This window comes from Pseudomonas sp. SDO52101_S400 (assembly GCF_054071635.1).
Map to the genome: position 1 here is coordinate 84,683 of NZ_JBSVWF010000018.1, position 16,645 is coordinate 101,327.

Sequence of the window (16,645 nt, forward strand, 5' to 3'; positions counted from 1 at the left end):
GTTACTTTTTCTTGGCCGGGGCAGCTTTCGGGCAATCCGATTCCTGATAGCTGGCGGAGCCGATTGCCTTGTTGGTCTTCACTTCGCTGAAGTCGTAACGCATCACGGCACCCTTGGCCATCAGCTTGCGGTACGACGGGTTGTTGCAGACCGAAGCGCCCAGCTGGAAGTACACAGCCTTTGGATCGGCGCGCATCTTTTCAGCATGGCTTGCCTGAACGCTCAGGTGGTTGATCAGCGTGGTGCCTTCGACGGTGTAACCCTGATCGAGGATGTCTTCGTTGATTGCTCGTGGCGTACCGGCACTGCTTTGAGCGGCGACGTTTTGCAGTTCCTTGTTCAGGTTCTGCTCTTTCAGGGACGCAGCCTGTGCGCTGAAGGACAATGCAAGCGCAATGGCCGCGGTAGGAACGATAAGGCGCAGCATGAAACTCTCCTGATTCAGTGACTGGTGGTTCGACCAGCCCCGTGGCTGTGCGTTCAGTGGCGGCGAATTATAGGGGAGCCGGTCGGGAGGGTACAGGCTTGTGCCCGGCGCTCTGATAAACTGCCGGCCTTTATTGCCTTGCCGAGAGTTGTTCGTGTCGAGTTTTTCTGTCAGTCGGCGTCGTCCGCAATGAACCATGCCCCCAACGCCGTGGCCCGCTTGCGCGATCAGCGCGAGGATGAGGGTATCAAGCCGATCCAGGCCCGTGGCTTTCGCTCCGAACGGTGCCGTGACTGCCGGGTCATCATCAGTCATTGCCTGTGCGCCTGGCGCCCGACCGTTGAAACCCGCTCCGGTGTCTGCCTGATCATGACCGGCAAGGAAGTGTTCAAGCCAAGCAACACCGGCTGGTTGATCGCCGATATCGTGCGGGACAATCACGCCTTCATCTGGTCGCGAACCGAACCCGACGAGCAACTGCTGGCGCTGCTGAACGACCCGCAATGGCAGCCTTATCTGGTGTTTCCCGGCGAGTACGTCGAGCCTTCGCGGGTCACCAACACCGTGAATCTCGATAGCAGCAAGCGACCACTGTTCATTCTGCTGGACGCCACCTGGACCGAGGCGCGCAAGATCTTCCGCAAGAGTCCGTACTTCGATCGCCTGCCGATCCTCAGTCTGTTGCCCGACAAACTGTCGCGATATCGTCTGCGCCGCTCGACCCGCAGCGAGCATCTGTGCACCGCCGAAGTGGCGGCGCTGTGCCTGGAACTGGCGGGCGATACGGATGCCGCATCGGCCCTGGATGCCTATTTCGACGTGTTCAGCCAGCATTATCTGGGCGCCAAACAGCAGCTTGATGTGAATGTGTCGACGCCGGCCCATGCCGAGTTGCTGCCGTTCATTCAAAACGCGCAGCCGGTGCCCGTCTGATACTGGCCCATACTGCTAAAGCAGTGGCCGTGTTGCTTGACCACCCCGGCTTCGCTGGGCATGCTTGGCGCCGATTGGGGTGCGGCCAAGGTTTGAAACGCCGTTTTTGTCCGTGATTGGCGTTGAACGTGCCCCTGTGGATGCCGCTGCAAAAGCGTCGGCATCTTGAGTTGCCTTGGTGAGACTCGAATGCATCGGGTCTGCCATCAAAAACAGGATCATTTGAAAAATGGCCACATACGACATCCTGATTGCCGATGATCACCCTCTTTTTCGTAGCGCACTGCATCAAGCGGTGACGCTGGGCCTCGGCCCGGATGTGCGTCTGGTGGAAGTGGCGAGTATTGCCGAGCTGGAAGCCCGTCTGACCGAGAAGGCTGACTGGGATCTGGTGCTGCTGGATCTGAACATGCCGGGCGCCTTCGGGTTCTCCGGACTGGTGATGTTGCGCGGGCAGTACCCGCAGATTCCGGTGGTGATGGTTTCGGCGCAGGAAGAAGCTTCGGTGATGGTCAAATCGCGGGAATTCGGTGCCAGCGGTTTCATTCCCAAGTCGAGCGACTTGAGTGTGATTCAGGAAGCCGTGCGCAAAGTACTGGACGGCGACGTGTTCTGGCCGCCACAGGCATTCGAAGCCGTCAGCGTATCGGACGAAGCCAAAGCCGCCAGCGATGGCCTGGCAAGCCTGACGCCCCAGCAGTTCCGGGTGCTGACCATGGTCTGCGAAGGTCTGCTCAACAAGCAGATTGCCTATGAGTTGAGCGTGTCGGAAGCGACCATCAAGGCCCACGTCACGGCGATTTTTCGCAAGCTGAATGTGCGGACCCGGACTCAGGCGGCTTTACTCTTGCAACAACTTGAGTCAATTCCGAGCCAGTAATATCTGGCGTCTTCACGCTTTTTTGACTTTCGTTGATCTAGCTTCCCCACTCCTTTTTGGTCGGTTATCTACTTTATGTCACCTTTCAAGGGCCAGACGGGCCTGAAACGCATCCTCAACGCTTCCGGTTACTCGCTGGACGGTTTGCGCGCAGCCTTCACCGGCGAGGCGGCGTTCCGTCAGTTGGTGCTGCTGAACGTGGTGCTGATTCCACTGACGTTTTTCCTGAATGTCAGCCGTGTCGAGCAGGCGCTGCTGATCGCCGTGTGCCTGCTGGCGCTGATCGTCGAACTGCTGAACTCCGCGGTGGAGGCGGCCATCGACCGCATTTCCCTGGAGCTGCACCCTCTGTCCAAGAACGCCAAGGACATGGGCAGCGCCGCGCAATTCGTGGCACTGAGCATGATTGCCCTGGTGTGGGCGGTGATTCTGCTTTAAGCGATAGTCGGCAGGACGATCTCGTCGCTGCGCTGGACCCCGGCGGTGAAGGCGCGGCACAGCTCGAGAAACTCGCGCATGGCGGAGGTCTGGTACTTCTGTTTGTGCCAGATGAAGTAGAACTGCCGCGCCAGATCCAGATCCGGCGTCTCCACGGGCACCAGGCTGCCGCGTCGGAAAGCGTCACGCAGCGCCAGACGCGAAATGCAACCGATCCCCAGACCTGACTCCACCGCGCGCTTGATCGCTTCGGTGTGCTCCAGTTCCAGACGAATGTTCAGCGCACTGCGATGGTGACGCATGGCCTGATCAAAGGTCAGGCGCGTGCCGGAGCCTTGTTCGCGCAGAATCCACGCTTCATGCGTCAACTCTTCCATGGTCGCACTGCCGCGTTTGGCCAGTGGATGCTGCGGGGCGCAGAACACCACCAGTTCATCCTCGACCCAGCTTTGCACTTCGATGTCCGGGTGGCTGCAATCGCCCTCGATTAGACCCAGATCAATTTCGTAATGCGCTACTTGTTGCACGATATTGGCAGTGTTCTGCACGTGCAGCTTCACCTGGCTTTCCGGGTGACGCTGCATGAAACCGCCGATCAGCAGCGTGGCCAGGTAATTGCCGATGGTCAGGGTCGCGCCCACCGAAAGCGAACCGAAACCGGATTTGCCGTTGAGCAGGTCCTCGATTTCCTTGGCCTGATCGAGCAGGGCCACCGCTTGCGGCAACAATTGTTTGCCGAGGGCGTTGAGGCTCAGGCGTTTGCCCGCGCGATCGAACAACTGGCAGCTGGATTGGCGCTCAAGTTCGGTGATCGATGTACTGGCAGCCGATTGCGACAGGTTAAGCAGACCCGCAGCACGGGACACGCTTTCCTGCTGGGCGACGGCGACGAAGACTTGCAGTTGACGAAGAGTAAATCGCATATCGATATAACCGATAACCCTTATCTTAATAATCCAGTTAACAGATATTGTCGGCGCTATTAGAATGCGATGCAATTGCGCACCGTCGGCATTCTTCAAGACCAGCCGGGCAGGCGCAGATCAATCTCCAGGAGTCCCACGTACATGAGCAACATGAACCACGAGCGTGTCCTCAGTGTTCATCACTGGAACGACACTCTGTTCAGCTTCAAGTGCACCCGCGATCCGGGCCTGCGCTTCGAGAACGGTCAGTTCGTGATGATCGGCCTGCAACAGCCAAACGGCCGCCCGCTTATGCGTGCTTACTCGATCGCCAGCCCGAACTGGGAAGAGCATCTCGAGTTCTTCAGCATCAAGGTACAGGACGGTCCACTGACCTCCCAGCTGCAGCACCTGAAGGAAGGCGACGAGATCATCATCTCGAAGAAGCCAACCGGCACCCTGGTGCTGGACGACCTGAACCCGGGCAAGCATTTGTATCTGCTGAGCACCGGCACCGGTCTGGCGCCGTTCATGAGCGTGATCCAGGACCCGGAAACCTACGAGCGCTTCGAGAAAGTGATCCTGGTTCACGGTGTTCGTTACGTCAACGAAGTCGCCTACCGCGAATTCATCACCGAGCACCTGCCGCAGAACGAGTTCTTCGGCGAGGCGCTGCGTGACAAGCTGATCTACTACCCGACCGTGACCCGTGAACCGTTCGAGAATCAGGGCCGTCTGACCGACCTGATGCGCAGCGGCAAGCTGTTCAGCGACATCGGCCTGCCACCGATCAACCCGCAGGACGACCGCGCGATGATCTGCGGCAGCCCGAGCATGCTCGACGAGACCAGCGAAGTGCTCGACAGCTTTGGCCTGAAGATCTCGGCCCGTATGCGCGAGCCGGGTGATTACCTGATCGAGCGTGCGTTCGTCGAGAAGTAAGCACATTCAAATCTGTGGGAGCGAGCTTGCTCGCGAATAAGGTAGAACATTCAGCAGTTATGTTGACTGACACGCCGCCTTCGCGAGCAAGCTCGCTCCCACACAAGAAAGCCCGCGTTGCCTGAGAAGGCAGCGCGGGCTTTTTCGTTTCCGGGGATTAGGCTTTGGCGGGGATGACTTCCAGGACGCGGATCTGCTCCGGCGTCGGATAGTGCCAGCGCACGTCCAGATCCCAGAACTGCGCGCCGTATTCGCGTTCAGGCGCGGGCGTCTGATACGCCGGACGCGGATCCTGGGCCAGGCATTGTTCGATCAGCTCGACCAAAGGCTCGGCAAGGCGCTGAGCGTGGGTGTGCGCCTGTTGCAGCGCCGCGTCCGCCCACTGCACGTCGATCAGTTGCGGCGCGGCACTGGCGATGCTGTTGGAGGCGTCAGCGATTATATCGGCGTAAGGCACGTAGGGTTTGATGTCGAGGATCGGCGTCCCGTCCAGCAGGTCGATGCCGGAGATGAACAGGCGATTGGCCTCGACTTTGTCCAGCTTCACCACCGACTGACCGATGCCGTTTGGCCGATGCGTGGCGCGAGTGGCGAATACGCCCATGGACTTGTTGCCGCCAAGGCGCGGAGGGCGGACTTTGAGGCGCGGCTTGTCTTCCAGCGCCTGATGGAACAGGAACAACAGCCAGACATGACTGACCTGCTCCAGCCCTTGCACAGCATCGCCCTGATCGAACGGCGCCACCAGTTCCAGCACGCCACGGGCGGCGGGGGCCAGTTGCGGCTGGCGCGGGATGGCGAACTTCTCCTTGAAGCAGGAGCGGACGAAGCCGATGGGGGAGACGCTGTAAGTCATGATTTGCATTCGAAGCGGAGCAGGGCGGCCATGATAACCCGGCAGGCTTCAAGTCTGGTGGTGGCAGGACTTTCGCTATCGCCGGCAAGCCGGCTCCCACAGGGTTCGCGGGAGTTCGCATCATGTGTGTAAACCACAAGACCTGTGGGAGCTGGCTTGCCAGCGATAGCCGCACCGCCGATATCAGAGGCTAAATCCGCCATCCAGCGGAATGATATTCCCGGTCATGTAGGCCCCGGCAGTACTCGCCAGGCTGATCGCCAGCGCCGCCATTTCTTCTTCACGGCCCCAGCGTTTCATCGGGATCAGCGCGGTGTCCTCGGCCAGCGCTTGCTGGTCACTGCCGATGTGCTGGGTCATCTTGCTCGGGAAGCGCCCCGGCGCGATGACGTTGACGTTGATGTGCTGGCTCACCAGTTCTCGGGCAAGAATCCGTGACAATTGATGCAGCGCCGCTTTGCTTGGCCCGTAGGCGTAGGCCTGTTCGCCGAAGGAAGAGATCCCGGCCACCGAACCGATATTGATGATCCGCGCCGGATTCGCCGCCGAGCCAGCCTTGCGCAGCAGTGGCAGGAATTGCTGGATGCAACTGAACACCGAGGTCACGTTGAGCTGCATGACCTTCTCCCAGCCCTTGACCGGGTAGCTCTCCAGCGGCGCGCCCCAGGTGGTGCCGGCGTTGTTCACCAGAATGTCCAGATGGGTGATCTGCTCACCCAGTCGCTCGGCCAGCTCTTTTACGCCTTCTTCAGTCGCCAGATTCGCTGCCACGCCTTTGCAGGTGCCCAGGGCGCCGAGCTCTTCAGCGGTTTGGTGACAGGCTTCAGCGTCTCGGGAGCAGACGTAGACACGGGCGCCGGCCTCGACAAACGCCTTGGCGATCATTTTGCCGATACCACGGGTGCCGCCGGTCACCAGGGCGGTGCGGCCTTGCAGGGAAAAATACGGGTGCATGGCGAATCCTGAGGGCTAGGGTTCAGTACACCCTAGTCGCCGGCCGCGAAAAGCGGAGCCACTATTTTTGCAGGGAATGGAGGGGCATGCATGAAAACGGCGACCGAAGTCGCCGTTTTTTCAAGGATCAGCCGCGAATGCGCAGCGTCAGGCCCTTGAGGAAATTGCGCAGCAACTGGTCGCCGCACGGTCGGTAGTTGGTGTGGCCGACCTTGCGGAACAGCGCGCTCAGCTCAGGCTTGGACACCGGGAACTCGGCGGCCTTGAGGATCGCGTGCATGTCGTCTTCTTTCAGTTCGAAGGCCACGCGCAGCTTTTTCAGGATGATGTTGTTGGTTACCGGGACTTCGATCGGCTGCGGCGGACGGCTTTCATCCTTGCCGCGCTTGAACACCACCAGGCCATCGAGGAAGTGCGCGATGACTTCGTCCGGGCAGCGCACGAAACCTTCTTCGTCTTCTTCTTTCTTGTCGAGCCAGGTCACCACGTCGGCGAGGGTTACGTCCATGCCACCGAGTTTGATGATTTCGACGACTTTCTTGTCGCTGATGTCGAGCATGTAGCGCACGCTGCGCAATACGTCGTTATGAACCATGTTTGCAATCCTGATCGTTCGCTGTGGGCACCGCGCAGGCGCGATGCCGGAATGTGTGGCGGCAACAGAGGCCTTAGAATTTCTCTTTGCCGGACAGGTAGCGCCATTGGCCGGCTGGCACCTTGCCGATCGATACGCCGCCGATACGGATGCGACGGATACCGACGACCTTCAGCCCGACCGCTTCACAGAACTGGGCGATGATGCCCGGCTGCGGGTTTTTCATGGCGAAGCGCAGACGGTTTTCGTTCTGCCAGCTGGCCTTGACCGGTGGCAGCTCCTTGCCCTTGTGGGTGAGACCGTGCTGCAGACGGTTGAGGCCGTGGGCAACCATGTCGCCTTCGACTTCGACCACGTATTCCTGCTCGATCTTGGCCGCGTCGGCGGTGAGCTTGCGCAGCACCTTCCAGTCCTGGGTGAACACCAGCAGGCCACTGGCCTTGGGTTGCAGGTCGGCGCTGGCGGTCAGGCGCAGGAAGTGACCGCGCAGCGGACGCTTGCCGTAACGGTGTTCTTCGCTGAGGGTTTCGGCGCTCAGCGACTGCATGGCGGTATCGACATCCATGCCAGCCGGCACGTTGAGCAGGATGGTTACCGGTTCCGGCGCGGTGGCCTTGGCGTCCTTGTCGAGCTCGACTTTCTGGTCGCCGACCTTGAACTGCGGCTCGTCGATGACTTCGCCGTCCACGGTGACCCAGCCGCCCTCGATGAACAGCTCGGCCTCCCGGCGGGAGCAACCGACCAGTTCGATGAGGCGTTTGGAGAGGCGAATCGGGTCAGTCATGACAGGGCCGTAACAAAAAAGGGGTGGGCATTGTACCTGCCTGGCGCCGGTTAATCGCGATTGCATTTGTACCGTGTGGCTTTTAGCCGCGTGCGGTGCGCTGTTCCGGCTGTTTCAGGCGCATGTGCAGCAACGGATACGGCTGGCCCATGCCGTCGACTTCCGACCGGCCGATCACCTCGAACCCCTGCTTGAAGTAAAAACCCAGGGCCTGCGGGTTCTGTTCGTTGACGTCCAGTTCATCGGCGTTCAAGTGCTGCATCGCATAATTGAGCAGCTTCTTGCCCAGACCCTGGCCGCGATGTTCGGGGTCGATGAACAGCATTTCGATCTTGCCCGCCGCCACGCCAGCAAACCCGGTGATACGCTGTTCGCGATCCTTGGTGCAGATCAGCATTACCGCATCGAGATAACGGGTCAGCACCAGATTGCGCAGCAGTTCGATATAGCTGTCCGGCAGAAAATCATGGGTCGCGCGAACCGAGGCCTCCCAGACCCGGGTCAGTTCCTGGTAATCGCTGAGTTTCGGCGTGTGGATGACCGAATGGTGACGCATGCCCGTTAGCCTCTTAGTCATGAATGAGGGGAGTCCTTCCCCCCACAAACGATAGCCGTAAAAAAGCCCCGCATCTCGTAAAAGAGAGCGGGGCTTTTCGTATTTTTCGCGGTGTCCGGCTTGCTGTTTGTGTCGCCGGCAAGAGCTTTCCCCCTCACCCCAACCCTCTCCCCCAGTGGGGCGAGGGGGAAGGGAGCCGATCTTCGTGCTTTCGGAGCTTGAGTTCGACTCGATATACCAAGTCGCCGAAGCTTGAAAGAACAACTCGATCAGTCCCCTCTCCCTCCGGGCGGTCCGACGTTTCGGGAGGGTTAGGGTGAGGGGTTTTTGACGTTTAGATCTGTTCGGCCCAGAGGTCGTATTCGTCGGCGTCGGTCACCTTGCACCAGACCTTGTCGCCCGGCTTGAGGTTGCTGCCGTTGTCGATGAACACGTTGCCGTCGATTTCCGGCGCGTCGAAGAAGCAGCGGCCGACTGCGCCTTGCTCGTCGACTTCGTCCACCAGCACTTCGATTTCACGGCCGATGCGCATTTGCAGACGGGCCGAGCTGATTTCCTGCTGGTGCGCCATGAAGCGCTCCCAGCGATCCTGCTTGACGTCGTCCGGGACGATGTCGAGGTTCAGATCATTGGCCGGCGCGCCTTCGACCGGCGAGTACTGGAAGCAGCCGACGCGATCGAGCTGGGCTTCGGTCAGCCAATCAAGCAGGTACTGGAAGTCTTCTTCGGTTTCGCCGGGGAAGCCGACGATGAAGGTCGAACGGATGATCAGGTCCGGGCAGATTTCGCGCCAGTTCTTGATCCGCGCCAGGGTCTTGTCTTCGAATGCCGGGCGTTTCATCGACTTCAGGACTTTCGGGCTGGCGTGCTGGAATGGGATGTCCAGGTACGGCAAGATCTTGCCGGCGGCCATCAGCGGGATCAGCTCGTCGACGTGCGGGTACGGGTAAACGTAGTGCAGACGGACCCAGACGCCGAGGGTGCTCAGCGCTTCGCACAGTTCGGTCATGCGGGTTTTCACCGGTGCGCCGTTCCAGAAACCGGTGCGGTACTTGACGTCAACGCCGTAGGCGCTGGTGTCCTGGGAAATCACCAAGAGCTCCTTCACGCCGGATTTGACCAGACGCTGGGCTTCGTCGAGCACGTCGCCGACCGGACGGCTGACCAGTTTGCCGCGCATCGACGGGATGATGCAGAAACTGCAGCTGTGGTTGCAGCCTTCGGAAATCTTCAGGTACGCGTAATGACGCGGGGTCAGCTTGATGCCTTGTGGCGGCACCAGGTCGATCAGCGGGTTGTGATCCTGACGTGGCGGCACGACTTCGTGTACCGCGTTGACCACTTGCTCGTACTGCTGCGGACCGGTAACGGCCAGCACGCTCGGGTGCACGTCACGGATGTTGCCTTCTTCGACGCCCATGCAGCCGGTCACGATGACCTTGCCGTTTTCCTTGATCGCTTCGCCGATGACTTCCAGCGATTCGGCCTTGGCCGAGTCGATGAAGCCACAGGTGTTGACCACGACCACGTCGGCGTCCTGATAGGTGGACACCACGTCATAGCCTTCCATGCGCAGCTGGGTCAGGATGCGCTCGGAGTCGACCAGTGCTTTCGGGCAACCCAGAGAAACGAAGCCAACCTTTGGATTGGCCGGCGCAGGAGTGGTGGACATGTCTAACCTCGGTATTTTGTGACGCCGCTTGCCTGATGGCGGAAGCCGACGGACGGGCGCTTGAAGTGCGCCTCTGATCAAAAAGTGCGCAATTCTAGCGATGAGCAGCGCACTTGACCAGCTTTATGCAGGGAAATACGACGAGTGCTGCGCTATGCTTCGCGCCGTTGGGCTTTACCAATTTTTTACAGTCAACAAAACGACTGTAACAACAGGTAAAACAGCGCATGCTGCATCAAAAAGCATAGTGCTTCATTCAAAGAAGCCGGTCTGGAAATCAGGAGTGTTGGATGGGTCAGGCAAGTAGTCACGCGGCAGGCGCCGAGGGTTCGGCCACCAAGCCGCTGAGTATGCTGGTCGCGGCAGTCGGGGTAGTTTACGGCGACATCGGCACGAGCCCGTTGTACACCCTCAAAGAAGTGTTTTCCGGCGGTTACGGCGTACCGGTCAATCACGACGGAGTGCTGGGGATTCTGTCGCTGATCTTCTGGTCGCTGATCTGGGTTGTATCGATCAAATACATGATGTTCGTCCTGCGTGCCGACAACCAGGGCGAAGGCGGCATCATGGCGCTCACCGCGCTGGCACGGCGGGCAGCGGGGGAGCGCCGGAAACTGCGTTCGCTGCTGGTGGTCTGCGGCTTGATCGGCGCGGCGCTGTTCTACGGCGACAGCATGATCACCCCGGCGATCTCCGTACTGTCGGCCATCGAAGGTCTGGGCCTGGCGTTTGACGGGATCGACCATTGGGTCGTGCCATTGTCGTTGGTGGTGCTGGTGGGTCTGTTCCTGATCCAGCGTCACGGTACGGCGCGGATCGGCATTCTCTTCGGGCCGATCATGGTCACCTGGTTCCTGGTGCTCGGCGCACTCGGCGTGTACGGCATCAGCCATTCCCCGGAAGTGCTGAAGGCGTTGAACCCGATCTGGGCCGTGCGTTTCTTCATGGTGCATGCCGGCATGGGCGTGGCGATCCTCGGCGCCGTGGTGCTGGCGCTGACCGGTGCCGAAGCGCTGTACGCCGACATGGGCCACTTCGGCCGCAAGCCGATCGCCCGGGCGTGGTTCCTGCTGGTGCTGCCGGCGCTGGTGCTCAACTACTTCGGTCAGGGCGCCTTGCTGCTGGACAACCCGGAAGCGGCGCGTAACCCGTTCTATCTGCTGGCGCCGAGCTGGGCGTTGATCCCACTGGTCGGTCTGTCGACTCTGGCCACGGTGATTGCCTCGCAAGCGGTGATTTCCGGCGCGTTCTCCCTGACCCGTCAGGCGATCCAGCTCGGTTACATCCCGCGCATGTACATTCAGCACACCTCCAGTGATGAACAAGGCCAGATCTACATCGGTGCCGTGAACTGGTCGCTGATGGTGGGCGTGGTCCTGCTGGTGCTGGGCTTCGAGTCCTCCGGCGCGCTGGCCTCGGCTTATGGCGTGGCCGTGACCGGGACCATGCTGATGACCACCATCCTGGTGTCGGCGGTCATGTTGCTGCTATGGAAGTGGCCGCCAGTGCTCGCGGTGCCGGTGCTGATCGGCTTCCTGCTGGTGGACGGTCTGTACTTCGCCGCTAACGTGCCGAAGATCGTCCAGGGCGGTGCATTCCCGGTGATCGCCGGTATCGCCTTGTTTATCCTCATGACCACCTGGAAGCGCGGCAAGCAACTGCTGGTCGAGCGCCTGGACGAAGGCGCATTGCCGCTGCCGATCTTCATCAGCAGTATCCGCGTCCAACCGCCACACCGCGTGCAAGGCACCGCCGTGTTCCTCACCGCACGCTCCGACGCCGTGCCGCATGCGCTGTTGCACAACCTGCTGCACAACCAGGTCTTGCACGAGCAAGTGGTGCTGCTGACCGTGGTCTACGAAGACATCCCGAGGGTACCGCCATCACGACGCTTCGAGGTCGAGGCTCACGGTGAAGGCTTCTTCCGGGTGATCCTGCACTTCGGCTTCACCGACGAGCCGGACGTGCCGCAGGCACTGAAGTTGTGTCATCTGGACGACCTCGACTTCAGCCCGATGCGCACCACCTACTTCCTCAGCCGCGAAACGGTCATCGCCTCGAAACTCGAAGGCATGGCCCGTTGGCGTGAAGCGCTGTTTGCGTTCATGTTGAAGAATGCCAACGGCAACCTTCGGTTCTTCAATCTGCCGTTGAACCGGGTGATTGAGTTGGGGACGCAGGTGGAGATGTAGGCTCCGTCTGAACTGAAAAGCCCCCGTCAGTCTTGTGGCTGGCGGGGGCTTTTTTGTGTTTGTGCACTTATCAGAATCCAGTAGAGAACCCTGTGGGAGCGGGCTTGCCCGCGAATGCGGTGTATCAGTTTACAAATCAGTTGCCTGGCCCACCGCCATCGCGAGCAAGCCCGACTCCCACAAGGATCTTGGGCGTTTGCTAAAACGAAAAAGCCCCCGCAACCCTAAGCTTGCGGGGGCTTCTCGTTGATGCGCCTCAGATCACTCGGCAGGCTGATCCTTGACCTGACGCTTCTCGATCAGGTCCACCAAACGCTTGGCCAGCGCCGGGTAGTTTTCGTCGAAGTGGTGGCCGCCAGGCAGCTTCACCGCTTCTCCCACCGCGGTCTTGTCGGTGCAGCCGCTTTCGTCGGTTTCTTCTTCGCCGTAGATGCACACGACCTTGGCCGGTGGCAGTTTGGCCATTTCAGGGCCGGTGGCGGCTTCTTTGCCGGCGTTGCCGAGCCAGCCTTCGACTTCGATTTCGAAGCTGCCGGTGCGGGCGAAGGCCAGCAGGATGATTGCGTCGACGCGTTGTTGCTCGGTTTCCGGCAGGCGGTTGTAGATGGCCGGCAGGACGTCGGCGCCGAACGAGTAGCCGGTCAGGATGAAGCGCTTGGTGCCCCATTTCTGGCGGTAGTGCTGCATCAGTTCGGTCAGGTCCAGCGCGCTCTGTTCCGGGCTCTTGTGCTGCCAGTAGTAGCGCAGGGTGTCGATGCCGACGACCGGATAGCCGATCTTGGCCATTTCACCGGCCACGTCGCGGTCGAGGTCGCGCCAACCGCCGTCACCGGACAGGAACAGGGTCACGGTGTCCTTGGCCTGGCCGGCCGGGACTTCCACGACCGGGATCTGCAGGCCGCCGGCGGCTTTGTCGCCACCGACGAGGATCTTGCGCAGTTCGTTGTTCAGCACTTGCGGCAGGTTGATGTCGTAGTCGCTGATGCTGGTTTCGGCGTTCGGTTGATCGCGCACGAAACCGGCACTGGTGTCGTCCGGGTTGTCGTTCCAGGCCACCAGCCAGTGCCCGTGGGCGGCGGATTTGGGCAGCAGGTGGGTGCAGCCGCCTTTTTCCAGCGCCAGATCGACCGACACGGCCTGAGCCTTGTCGTCCTTCTGTTCGGACAACCAGCGCCAGGCCAGCACCGCGCCAGGGCCGATGCCGCTGACCAGGGTCGCCGGGCCGTTCAGTTCACGCAGGCCGGTTTGCAGCGCGCGGCTCTGCAGCAGGCAGTCCTTGGGCAGAATCACCTGGATGATCTGCGCCGAGGCGCTGCGGCTCAGGGTGGTCAACTGATTGTCGGTGAGTTTCTTGTCGTCCTCGACCGCCACCAGCACCTGGGCCTTGGGCTTGGTGCCGGGGATGACCCGGGTCATGACGGTGCCGTCAGCCGGTTTTAGCTGTTCGAGGGTTGGTTCCGGTGCCGGGCGTTTGAGGTACCAGTAACCGCCGCCGGCAATCACGGCCAGCACGATCAGTGCGGCCAGGATGTACTTCAGGGAGCGTTGAATCATCAGCGTTTCACCAATCCAGTCAAGCCGCCCGCGATCAGGGCAGCAGTATCGGCCAATGCCACCAGCGGATCGAGTCCGGCGGGCACTGCCATATAACGGGGTTCCCAGTCAGGCTGGAACTTGTCTTTGAAGCGGCGCAAGCCTTGGAAGTTGTACAGCTGCTCACCACGGCGGAAAACCATCGAGCCCAGACGCTGGGTCAGCGGTGCACCACGCCGGGGTTGCAACCCCGACAACGGCACCATGCCCAGGCTGAAGCGCGCGTATCCGTGACTCTTATAGTGTTGAATCAGGCCGACCATCAGAAACTCCATGGTCAGCTTGGGGGCGTCCGGGTGCGAGCGCATCAGGTCGAGACTGGCCAGGTCATGGCTGTAGGTCTCGAGCAGGTTGGCGAACGCCACCGGGCGCCCTTCGAAGCGAATCACCGCGATGCGGAAATGCTTCAGGTAATCGTCGCTGAAGCGGCCGAGGGAGAAGCCTTTCTCGCGCACGTTCTTGCCGGTCAGCCAGGCATCGGAAATCACCTTGAGCTCATCCATCGGCGCCTGGCCCGGCTCAAAGATCTCCAGCGACAGACCGTCGCGGGTGCCACGGTTCCAGGTGTAGCGCAGGTCCTTCATCTCTTTGCCTTTGGCATCCAGGTCAAAGCGATGCAGGTCGACCCGGGCTTCTTCGCCGAGCTTGATCGCGGTCAGACCGATGTCCATGTAGTACGGCAGGTTCTCGGCGCGCACCTGATAGAACACGGGACGGGCGTGGTGGATGTCACACAGGTCGCGGAACTGCCAGATCATTTCCGCCCGTTGCTGGCCGGGACCGATCGGGTCGTACAACGCCACCAGACTGCGGCCGCGACGGGCGTACATCAGGAAGGCTTCATCGTTGGGATGAAACAACAGCGCCTTGTCACCGGTCAGGGCCAGGCCGCCGTCCGGTTGCGAGGAGGCCATCAGGACCTTGGAGGCGCGCTCCAACTCGTCCGGGGTCGGCAGATGAATCACCGGGCGTGCGGTGCGCAGCAGCCAGGTCAGGGCGATCACCAGCAACAGCACCGCGGCACCGAGCAGCGAACGCAGACCGCGCGGGGCATCGGCGTCGAGGGTGAACTGCCACCACAACTGATGGCTGTACGGCACGTCCTGATAGGCGAACAACAACAGCCAGGTCGAAGCGCCGAGTACACACAGACTCGCCACCAGATACAGCGGCGAGAACGGCACTTCGGTCAGGCGGCTCGGGCGATAGAACGAGCGACGGAACACCCCCAGTAGAGCGGCGGTGAGAGTCATCAGCGTGGCTTCTTCCCAATCGAAACCCTTGAGCAGCGAGAGCAGGGCGCCCACCAGTAGCAGAATGGTGGTCAGCATCCACGCTGCCGACAACCGGCGACGCAGGCCCTGGGCGAGCATCAGGCACAGCACGCCGATCAGGCTGGCGCCGAAGTGCGAGGCGTCGACCAGGCGATGGGGGATCAGGTAAGCGATGTGTTCCAGGCGGGTGTCGATTTCAGGTGTCGCGCCGGAGAACAGCAGCACCACGCCGGACAGGAACACCAGCACCGCGAGGATCGGTGCTGCGAGGCCGGAGGCAGCGCGCATGGTTTGCGTCTGGAACAGACGCTGACCTTCGTTGATCAACAGCAGTACGCAAGCCACCAGCAATGGCAGCACCACGTAGATCATGCGATACAGCAGCAGGGCGGCGGCCAGTGGCGCTGCGCCGAGCTTGTCGGCGAACGCGGCCAGCAGAATCGCCTCGAAAACCCCGACCCCGCCCGGTACATGGCTGAGGACGCCGGCGGCCAGAGCCAGCAGGTACACCAGCAGGAACGCGCCGAATGGCGGAGCTTCCGGCAGCAGCAGATAGAGCACAGTGGCGGCAGCGGCCACATCGAGAGCGGTAATGACCAGTTGCAGGAACGTCAGGCGTCGACCCGGCAGGCGCAGGGTGCGGCGCCCGACCTTGACCAGCAGGTTGTCACGGTAAGGCTGCTCCGGCAGGCGTCGACGATAGATGCCGATGGCCAGAATCGCGCCGAGCAACAGCACGGCAGAGGCAATCGTGGCCAGCAGCCCCTCGGACAGACCCAGGGCCTGGGAGGCAGCTGGCAGATCACTCAGGGTCGCCAGCGCCGCCAGTGGCGGCAAGGCGCAGCCCAGCGACAGGCTGGCGAACAGGGTCATGTGCGCCACTTCCGAAGCGCCCAGGCCAAGTCGTGCATATAAACGGTAACGCACTGAGCCGCCGGACAGCATCGACAGGCCGATGGCGTTGCCGATCGCAAAAGCCGTGAAGCCACCGAGCGCCAGCGTGCGCGGCGGTATGGTCACGCCGGCATAGCGGCTGGCCGACCATTCGTAGCCCAGCAGAATGATGAAGCCGACGACGGTCGCGCCGAAAGCACCGAGCAGGGCCGGCTTCGGCACGTCGAGAATCGAGTCGTGCAAGGCATAGAGGTCGAGTTCGCTGAGCAGATGGCGACAGGCAATCAGTGCGATAGCGAACAACAGCAAAGTGACGGCCAGACCAATGGGTTGCCGGTATTTGCTGATTCGATCCAGCAAGCGCATGGGCTCAGGCTTGATCGGTGGATTCACGATGAGGGTGTCTTGTGGATCAGACGAGTTGGCGCGCATCAATCACCTCTTGGATTGTGCGCGACAGGATGGGGGTATCCAGCCAAGTTACCAATCCCTGTAGAAAAAAATAATCACAAAATACTACGCCTCTCGTCGGGTATCGGCGAGGGCAGGTCTCGGATTGCAGACGTCTTGCCCGCGACTCAAGCATAGTCGCAACTCGGCGGGTCTGAAGATCCTGAGCGGTTCACTGCACAGTGACAGATCATTGTTGCGAAAGGACTTTTTCCACAGATACAAAAAAGGCCACTCTTTCGAGCAGCCTTTTTTGATGTTTGGTTGCGGGAGCCGGATTTGAACCGACGACCTTCGGGT

The 16,645-nt window shown here is 60.9% G+C and carries 15 protein-coding genes; 5 read left to right on the plus strand and 10 right to left on the minus strand.

The genetic code is table 11. The features are described from left to right. Position 1: 1 nt before the first annotated feature. On the minus strand, positions 2 to 427 hold the full coding sequence (locus tag ACW9HX_RS11790; protein WP_457380742.1) for a PA3611 family quorum-sensing-regulated virulence factor: 426 nt from the start codon (positions 425 to 427) through the stop codon (positions 2 to 4). 189 nt (positions 428 to 616) lie between these two features. Between ACW9HX_RS11790 and ACW9HX_RS11795 the strand changes: the two genes are divergently transcribed. The 3 genes from ACW9HX_RS11795 (at position 617) to ACW9HX_RS11805 (ending at position 2,678) form a co-directional block, all read left to right on the plus strand. Beyond that, positions 617 to 1,360: a tRNA-uridine aminocarboxypropyltransferase gene (locus ACW9HX_RS11795; RefSeq protein WP_457380743.1), complete on the plus strand. Its 744-nt coding sequence runs from the start codon at positions 617 to 619 to the stop codon at positions 1,358 to 1,360. Between the two features lie 229 nt (positions 1,361 to 1,589). Next, entirely contained in the window at positions 1,590 to 2,240 is a 651-nt protein-coding gene (erdR, locus tag ACW9HX_RS11800) for a response regulator transcription factor ErdR (protein WP_095119237.1), read from the plus strand. Positions 2,241 to 2,315: 75 nt separating this feature from the next. Next, positions 2,316 to 2,678 carry a diacylglycerol kinase gene (locus ACW9HX_RS11805; RefSeq protein WP_003222276.1) on the plus strand — a complete coding sequence of 121 codons (363 nt, stop codon included), beginning with the start codon at positions 2,316 to 2,318 and terminating at the stop codon, positions 2,676 to 2,678. On the opposite strand, the gene ACW9HX_RS11810 is transcribed toward ACW9HX_RS11805, so the two are convergent. After that, on the minus strand, positions 2,675 to 3,601 hold the full coding sequence (locus ACW9HX_RS11810; RefSeq protein WP_249485140.1) for a LysR family transcriptional regulator: 927 nt from the start codon (positions 3,599 to 3,601) through the stop codon (positions 2,675 to 2,677). The two genes, ACW9HX_RS11805 and ACW9HX_RS11810, sit on opposite strands and share 4 nt — an antisense overlap. 144 nt (positions 3,602 to 3,745) lie before the next feature. Here ACW9HX_RS11810 and fpr point away from each other — a divergent pair, with 144 nt between their 5' ends. Continuing rightward, complete coding sequence (gene fpr / locus ACW9HX_RS11815) at positions 3,746 to 4,525, plus strand: ferredoxin-NADP reductase (RefSeq protein ID WP_007908723.1); 780 nt, start codon at positions 3,746 to 3,748, stop codon at positions 4,523 to 4,525. Positions 4,526 to 4,682: 157 nt separating this feature from the next. Here fpr and tsaA read toward each other — a convergent pair whose 3' ends face one another. From tsaA to rimO, 6 genes are all read right to left on the minus strand, one after another. Continuing rightward, positions 4,683 to 5,381, minus strand: a complete 699-nt coding sequence (tsaA, locus tag ACW9HX_RS11820; protein WP_457380744.1) for a tRNA (N6-threonylcarbamoyladenosine(37)-N6)-methyltransferase TrmO — start codon at positions 5,379 to 5,381, stop codon at positions 4,683 to 4,685. Positions 5,382 to 5,564: 183 nt separating this feature from the next. Continuing rightward, positions 5,565 to 6,335, minus strand: coding sequence for an SDR family oxidoreductase (locus ACW9HX_RS11825; protein WP_457380745.1), 771 nt, complete (start codon positions 6,333 to 6,335; stop codon positions 5,565 to 5,567). A 127-nt stretch (positions 6,336 to 6,462) separates the two neighbouring features. Next, on the minus strand, positions 6,463 to 6,930 hold the full coding sequence (locus ACW9HX_RS11830) for a DUF1456 family protein (protein ID WP_457380746.1): 468 nt from the start codon (positions 6,928 to 6,930) through the stop codon (positions 6,463 to 6,465). A 73-nt stretch (positions 6,931 to 7,003) separates the two neighbouring features. Continuing rightward, positions 7,004 to 7,714, minus strand: a complete 711-nt coding sequence (locus ACW9HX_RS11835) for an rRNA pseudouridine synthase (RefSeq protein ID WP_457380747.1) — start codon at positions 7,712 to 7,714, stop codon at positions 7,004 to 7,006. Between the two features lie 82 nt (positions 7,715 to 7,796). Next, positions 7,797 to 8,270, minus strand: coding sequence for a GNAT family N-acetyltransferase (locus ACW9HX_RS11840; RefSeq protein WP_457380749.1), 474 nt, complete (start codon positions 8,268 to 8,270; stop codon positions 7,797 to 7,799). A 334-nt stretch (positions 8,271 to 8,604) separates the two neighbouring features. Then, entirely contained in the window at positions 8,605 to 9,942 is a 1,338-nt protein-coding gene (rimO, locus tag ACW9HX_RS11845) for a 30S ribosomal protein S12 methylthiotransferase RimO (protein ID WP_096819558.1), read from the minus strand. A 350-nt stretch (positions 9,943 to 10,292) separates the two neighbouring features. On the opposite strand from rimO, the gene ACW9HX_RS11850 reads away from it, so the two are divergent. Next, positions 10,293 to 12,134, plus strand: coding sequence for a potassium transporter Kup (locus ACW9HX_RS11850; protein ID WP_457380750.1), 1,842 nt, complete (start codon positions 10,293 to 10,295; stop codon positions 12,132 to 12,134). A gap of 261 nt (positions 12,135 to 12,395) precedes the next feature. Here the strand turns inward: ACW9HX_RS11850 and ACW9HX_RS11855 are convergent, their stop codons facing one another. Together ACW9HX_RS11855 and mprF are read right to left on the minus strand one after the other, a co-directional pair. Further along, entirely contained in the window at positions 12,396 to 13,688 is a 1,293-nt protein-coding gene (locus ACW9HX_RS11855) for a virulence factor family protein (RefSeq protein WP_457380748.1), read from the minus strand. After that, positions 13,688 to 16,261: a bifunctional lysylphosphatidylglycerol flippase/synthetase MprF gene (mprF, locus tag ACW9HX_RS11860; protein ID WP_457380751.1), complete on the minus strand. Its 2,574-nt coding sequence runs from the start codon at positions 16,259 to 16,261 to the stop codon at positions 13,688 to 13,690. The genes ACW9HX_RS11855 and mprF overlap by 1 nt, the downstream gene beginning before the upstream one ends. Between the last annotated feature and the right edge of the window lie 384 nt (positions 16,262 to 16,645).

Bases quoted from the DNA above. Each gene is read 5' to 3' on its own strand.
- ACW9HX_RS11790 (WP_457380742.1), bottom strand. From the start codon at position 427: ATGCTGCGCCTTATCGTTCCTACCGCGGCCATTGCGCTTGCATTGTCC.
- ACW9HX_RS11795 (WP_457380743.1), top strand. From the start codon at position 617: ATGAACCATGCCCCCAACGCCGTGGCCCGCTTGCGCGATCAGCGCGAG.
- erdR (WP_095119237.1), top strand. From the start codon at position 1,590: ATGGCCACATACGACATCCTGATTGCCGATGATCACCCTCTTTTTCGT.
- ACW9HX_RS11805 (WP_003222276.1), top strand. From the start codon at position 2,316: ATGTCACCTTTCAAGGGCCAGACGGGCCTGAAACGCATCCTCAACGCT.
- ACW9HX_RS11810 (WP_249485140.1), bottom strand. From the start codon at position 3,601: ATGCGATTTACTCTTCGTCAACTGCAAGTCTTCGTCGCCGTCGCCCAG.
- fpr (WP_007908723.1), top strand. From the start codon at position 3,746: ATGAGCAACATGAACCACGAGCGTGTCCTCAGTGTTCATCACTGGAAC.
- tsaA (WP_457380744.1), bottom strand. From the start codon at position 5,381: ATGACTTACAGCGTCTCCCCCATCGGCTTCGTCCGCTCCTGCTTCAAG.
- ACW9HX_RS11825 (WP_457380745.1), bottom strand. From the start codon at position 6,335: ATGCACCCGTATTTTTCCCTGCAAGGCCGCACCGCCCTGGTGACCGGC.
- ACW9HX_RS11830 (WP_457380746.1), bottom strand. From the start codon at position 6,930: ATGGTTCATAACGACGTATTGCGCAGCGTGCGCTACATGCTCGACATC.
- ACW9HX_RS11835 (WP_457380747.1), bottom strand. From the start codon at position 7,714: ATGACTGACCCGATTCGCCTCTCCAAACGCCTCATCGAACTGGTCGGT.
- ACW9HX_RS11840 (WP_457380749.1), bottom strand. From the start codon at position 8,270: ATGCGTCACCATTCGGTCATCCACACGCCGAAACTCAGCGATTACCAG.
- rimO (WP_096819558.1), bottom strand. From the start codon at position 9,942: ATGTCCACCACTCCTGCGCCGGCCAATCCAAAGGTTGGCTTCGTTTCT.
- ACW9HX_RS11850 (WP_457380750.1), top strand. From the start codon at position 10,293: ATGCTGGTCGCGGCAGTCGGGGTAGTTTACGGCGACATCGGCACGAGC.
- ACW9HX_RS11855 (WP_457380748.1), bottom strand. From the start codon at position 13,688: ATGATTCAACGCTCCCTGAAGTACATCCTGGCCGCACTGATCGTGCTG.
- mprF (WP_457380751.1), bottom strand. From the start codon at position 16,261: ATGCGCTTGCTGGATCGAATCAGCAAATACCGGCAACCCATTGGTCTG.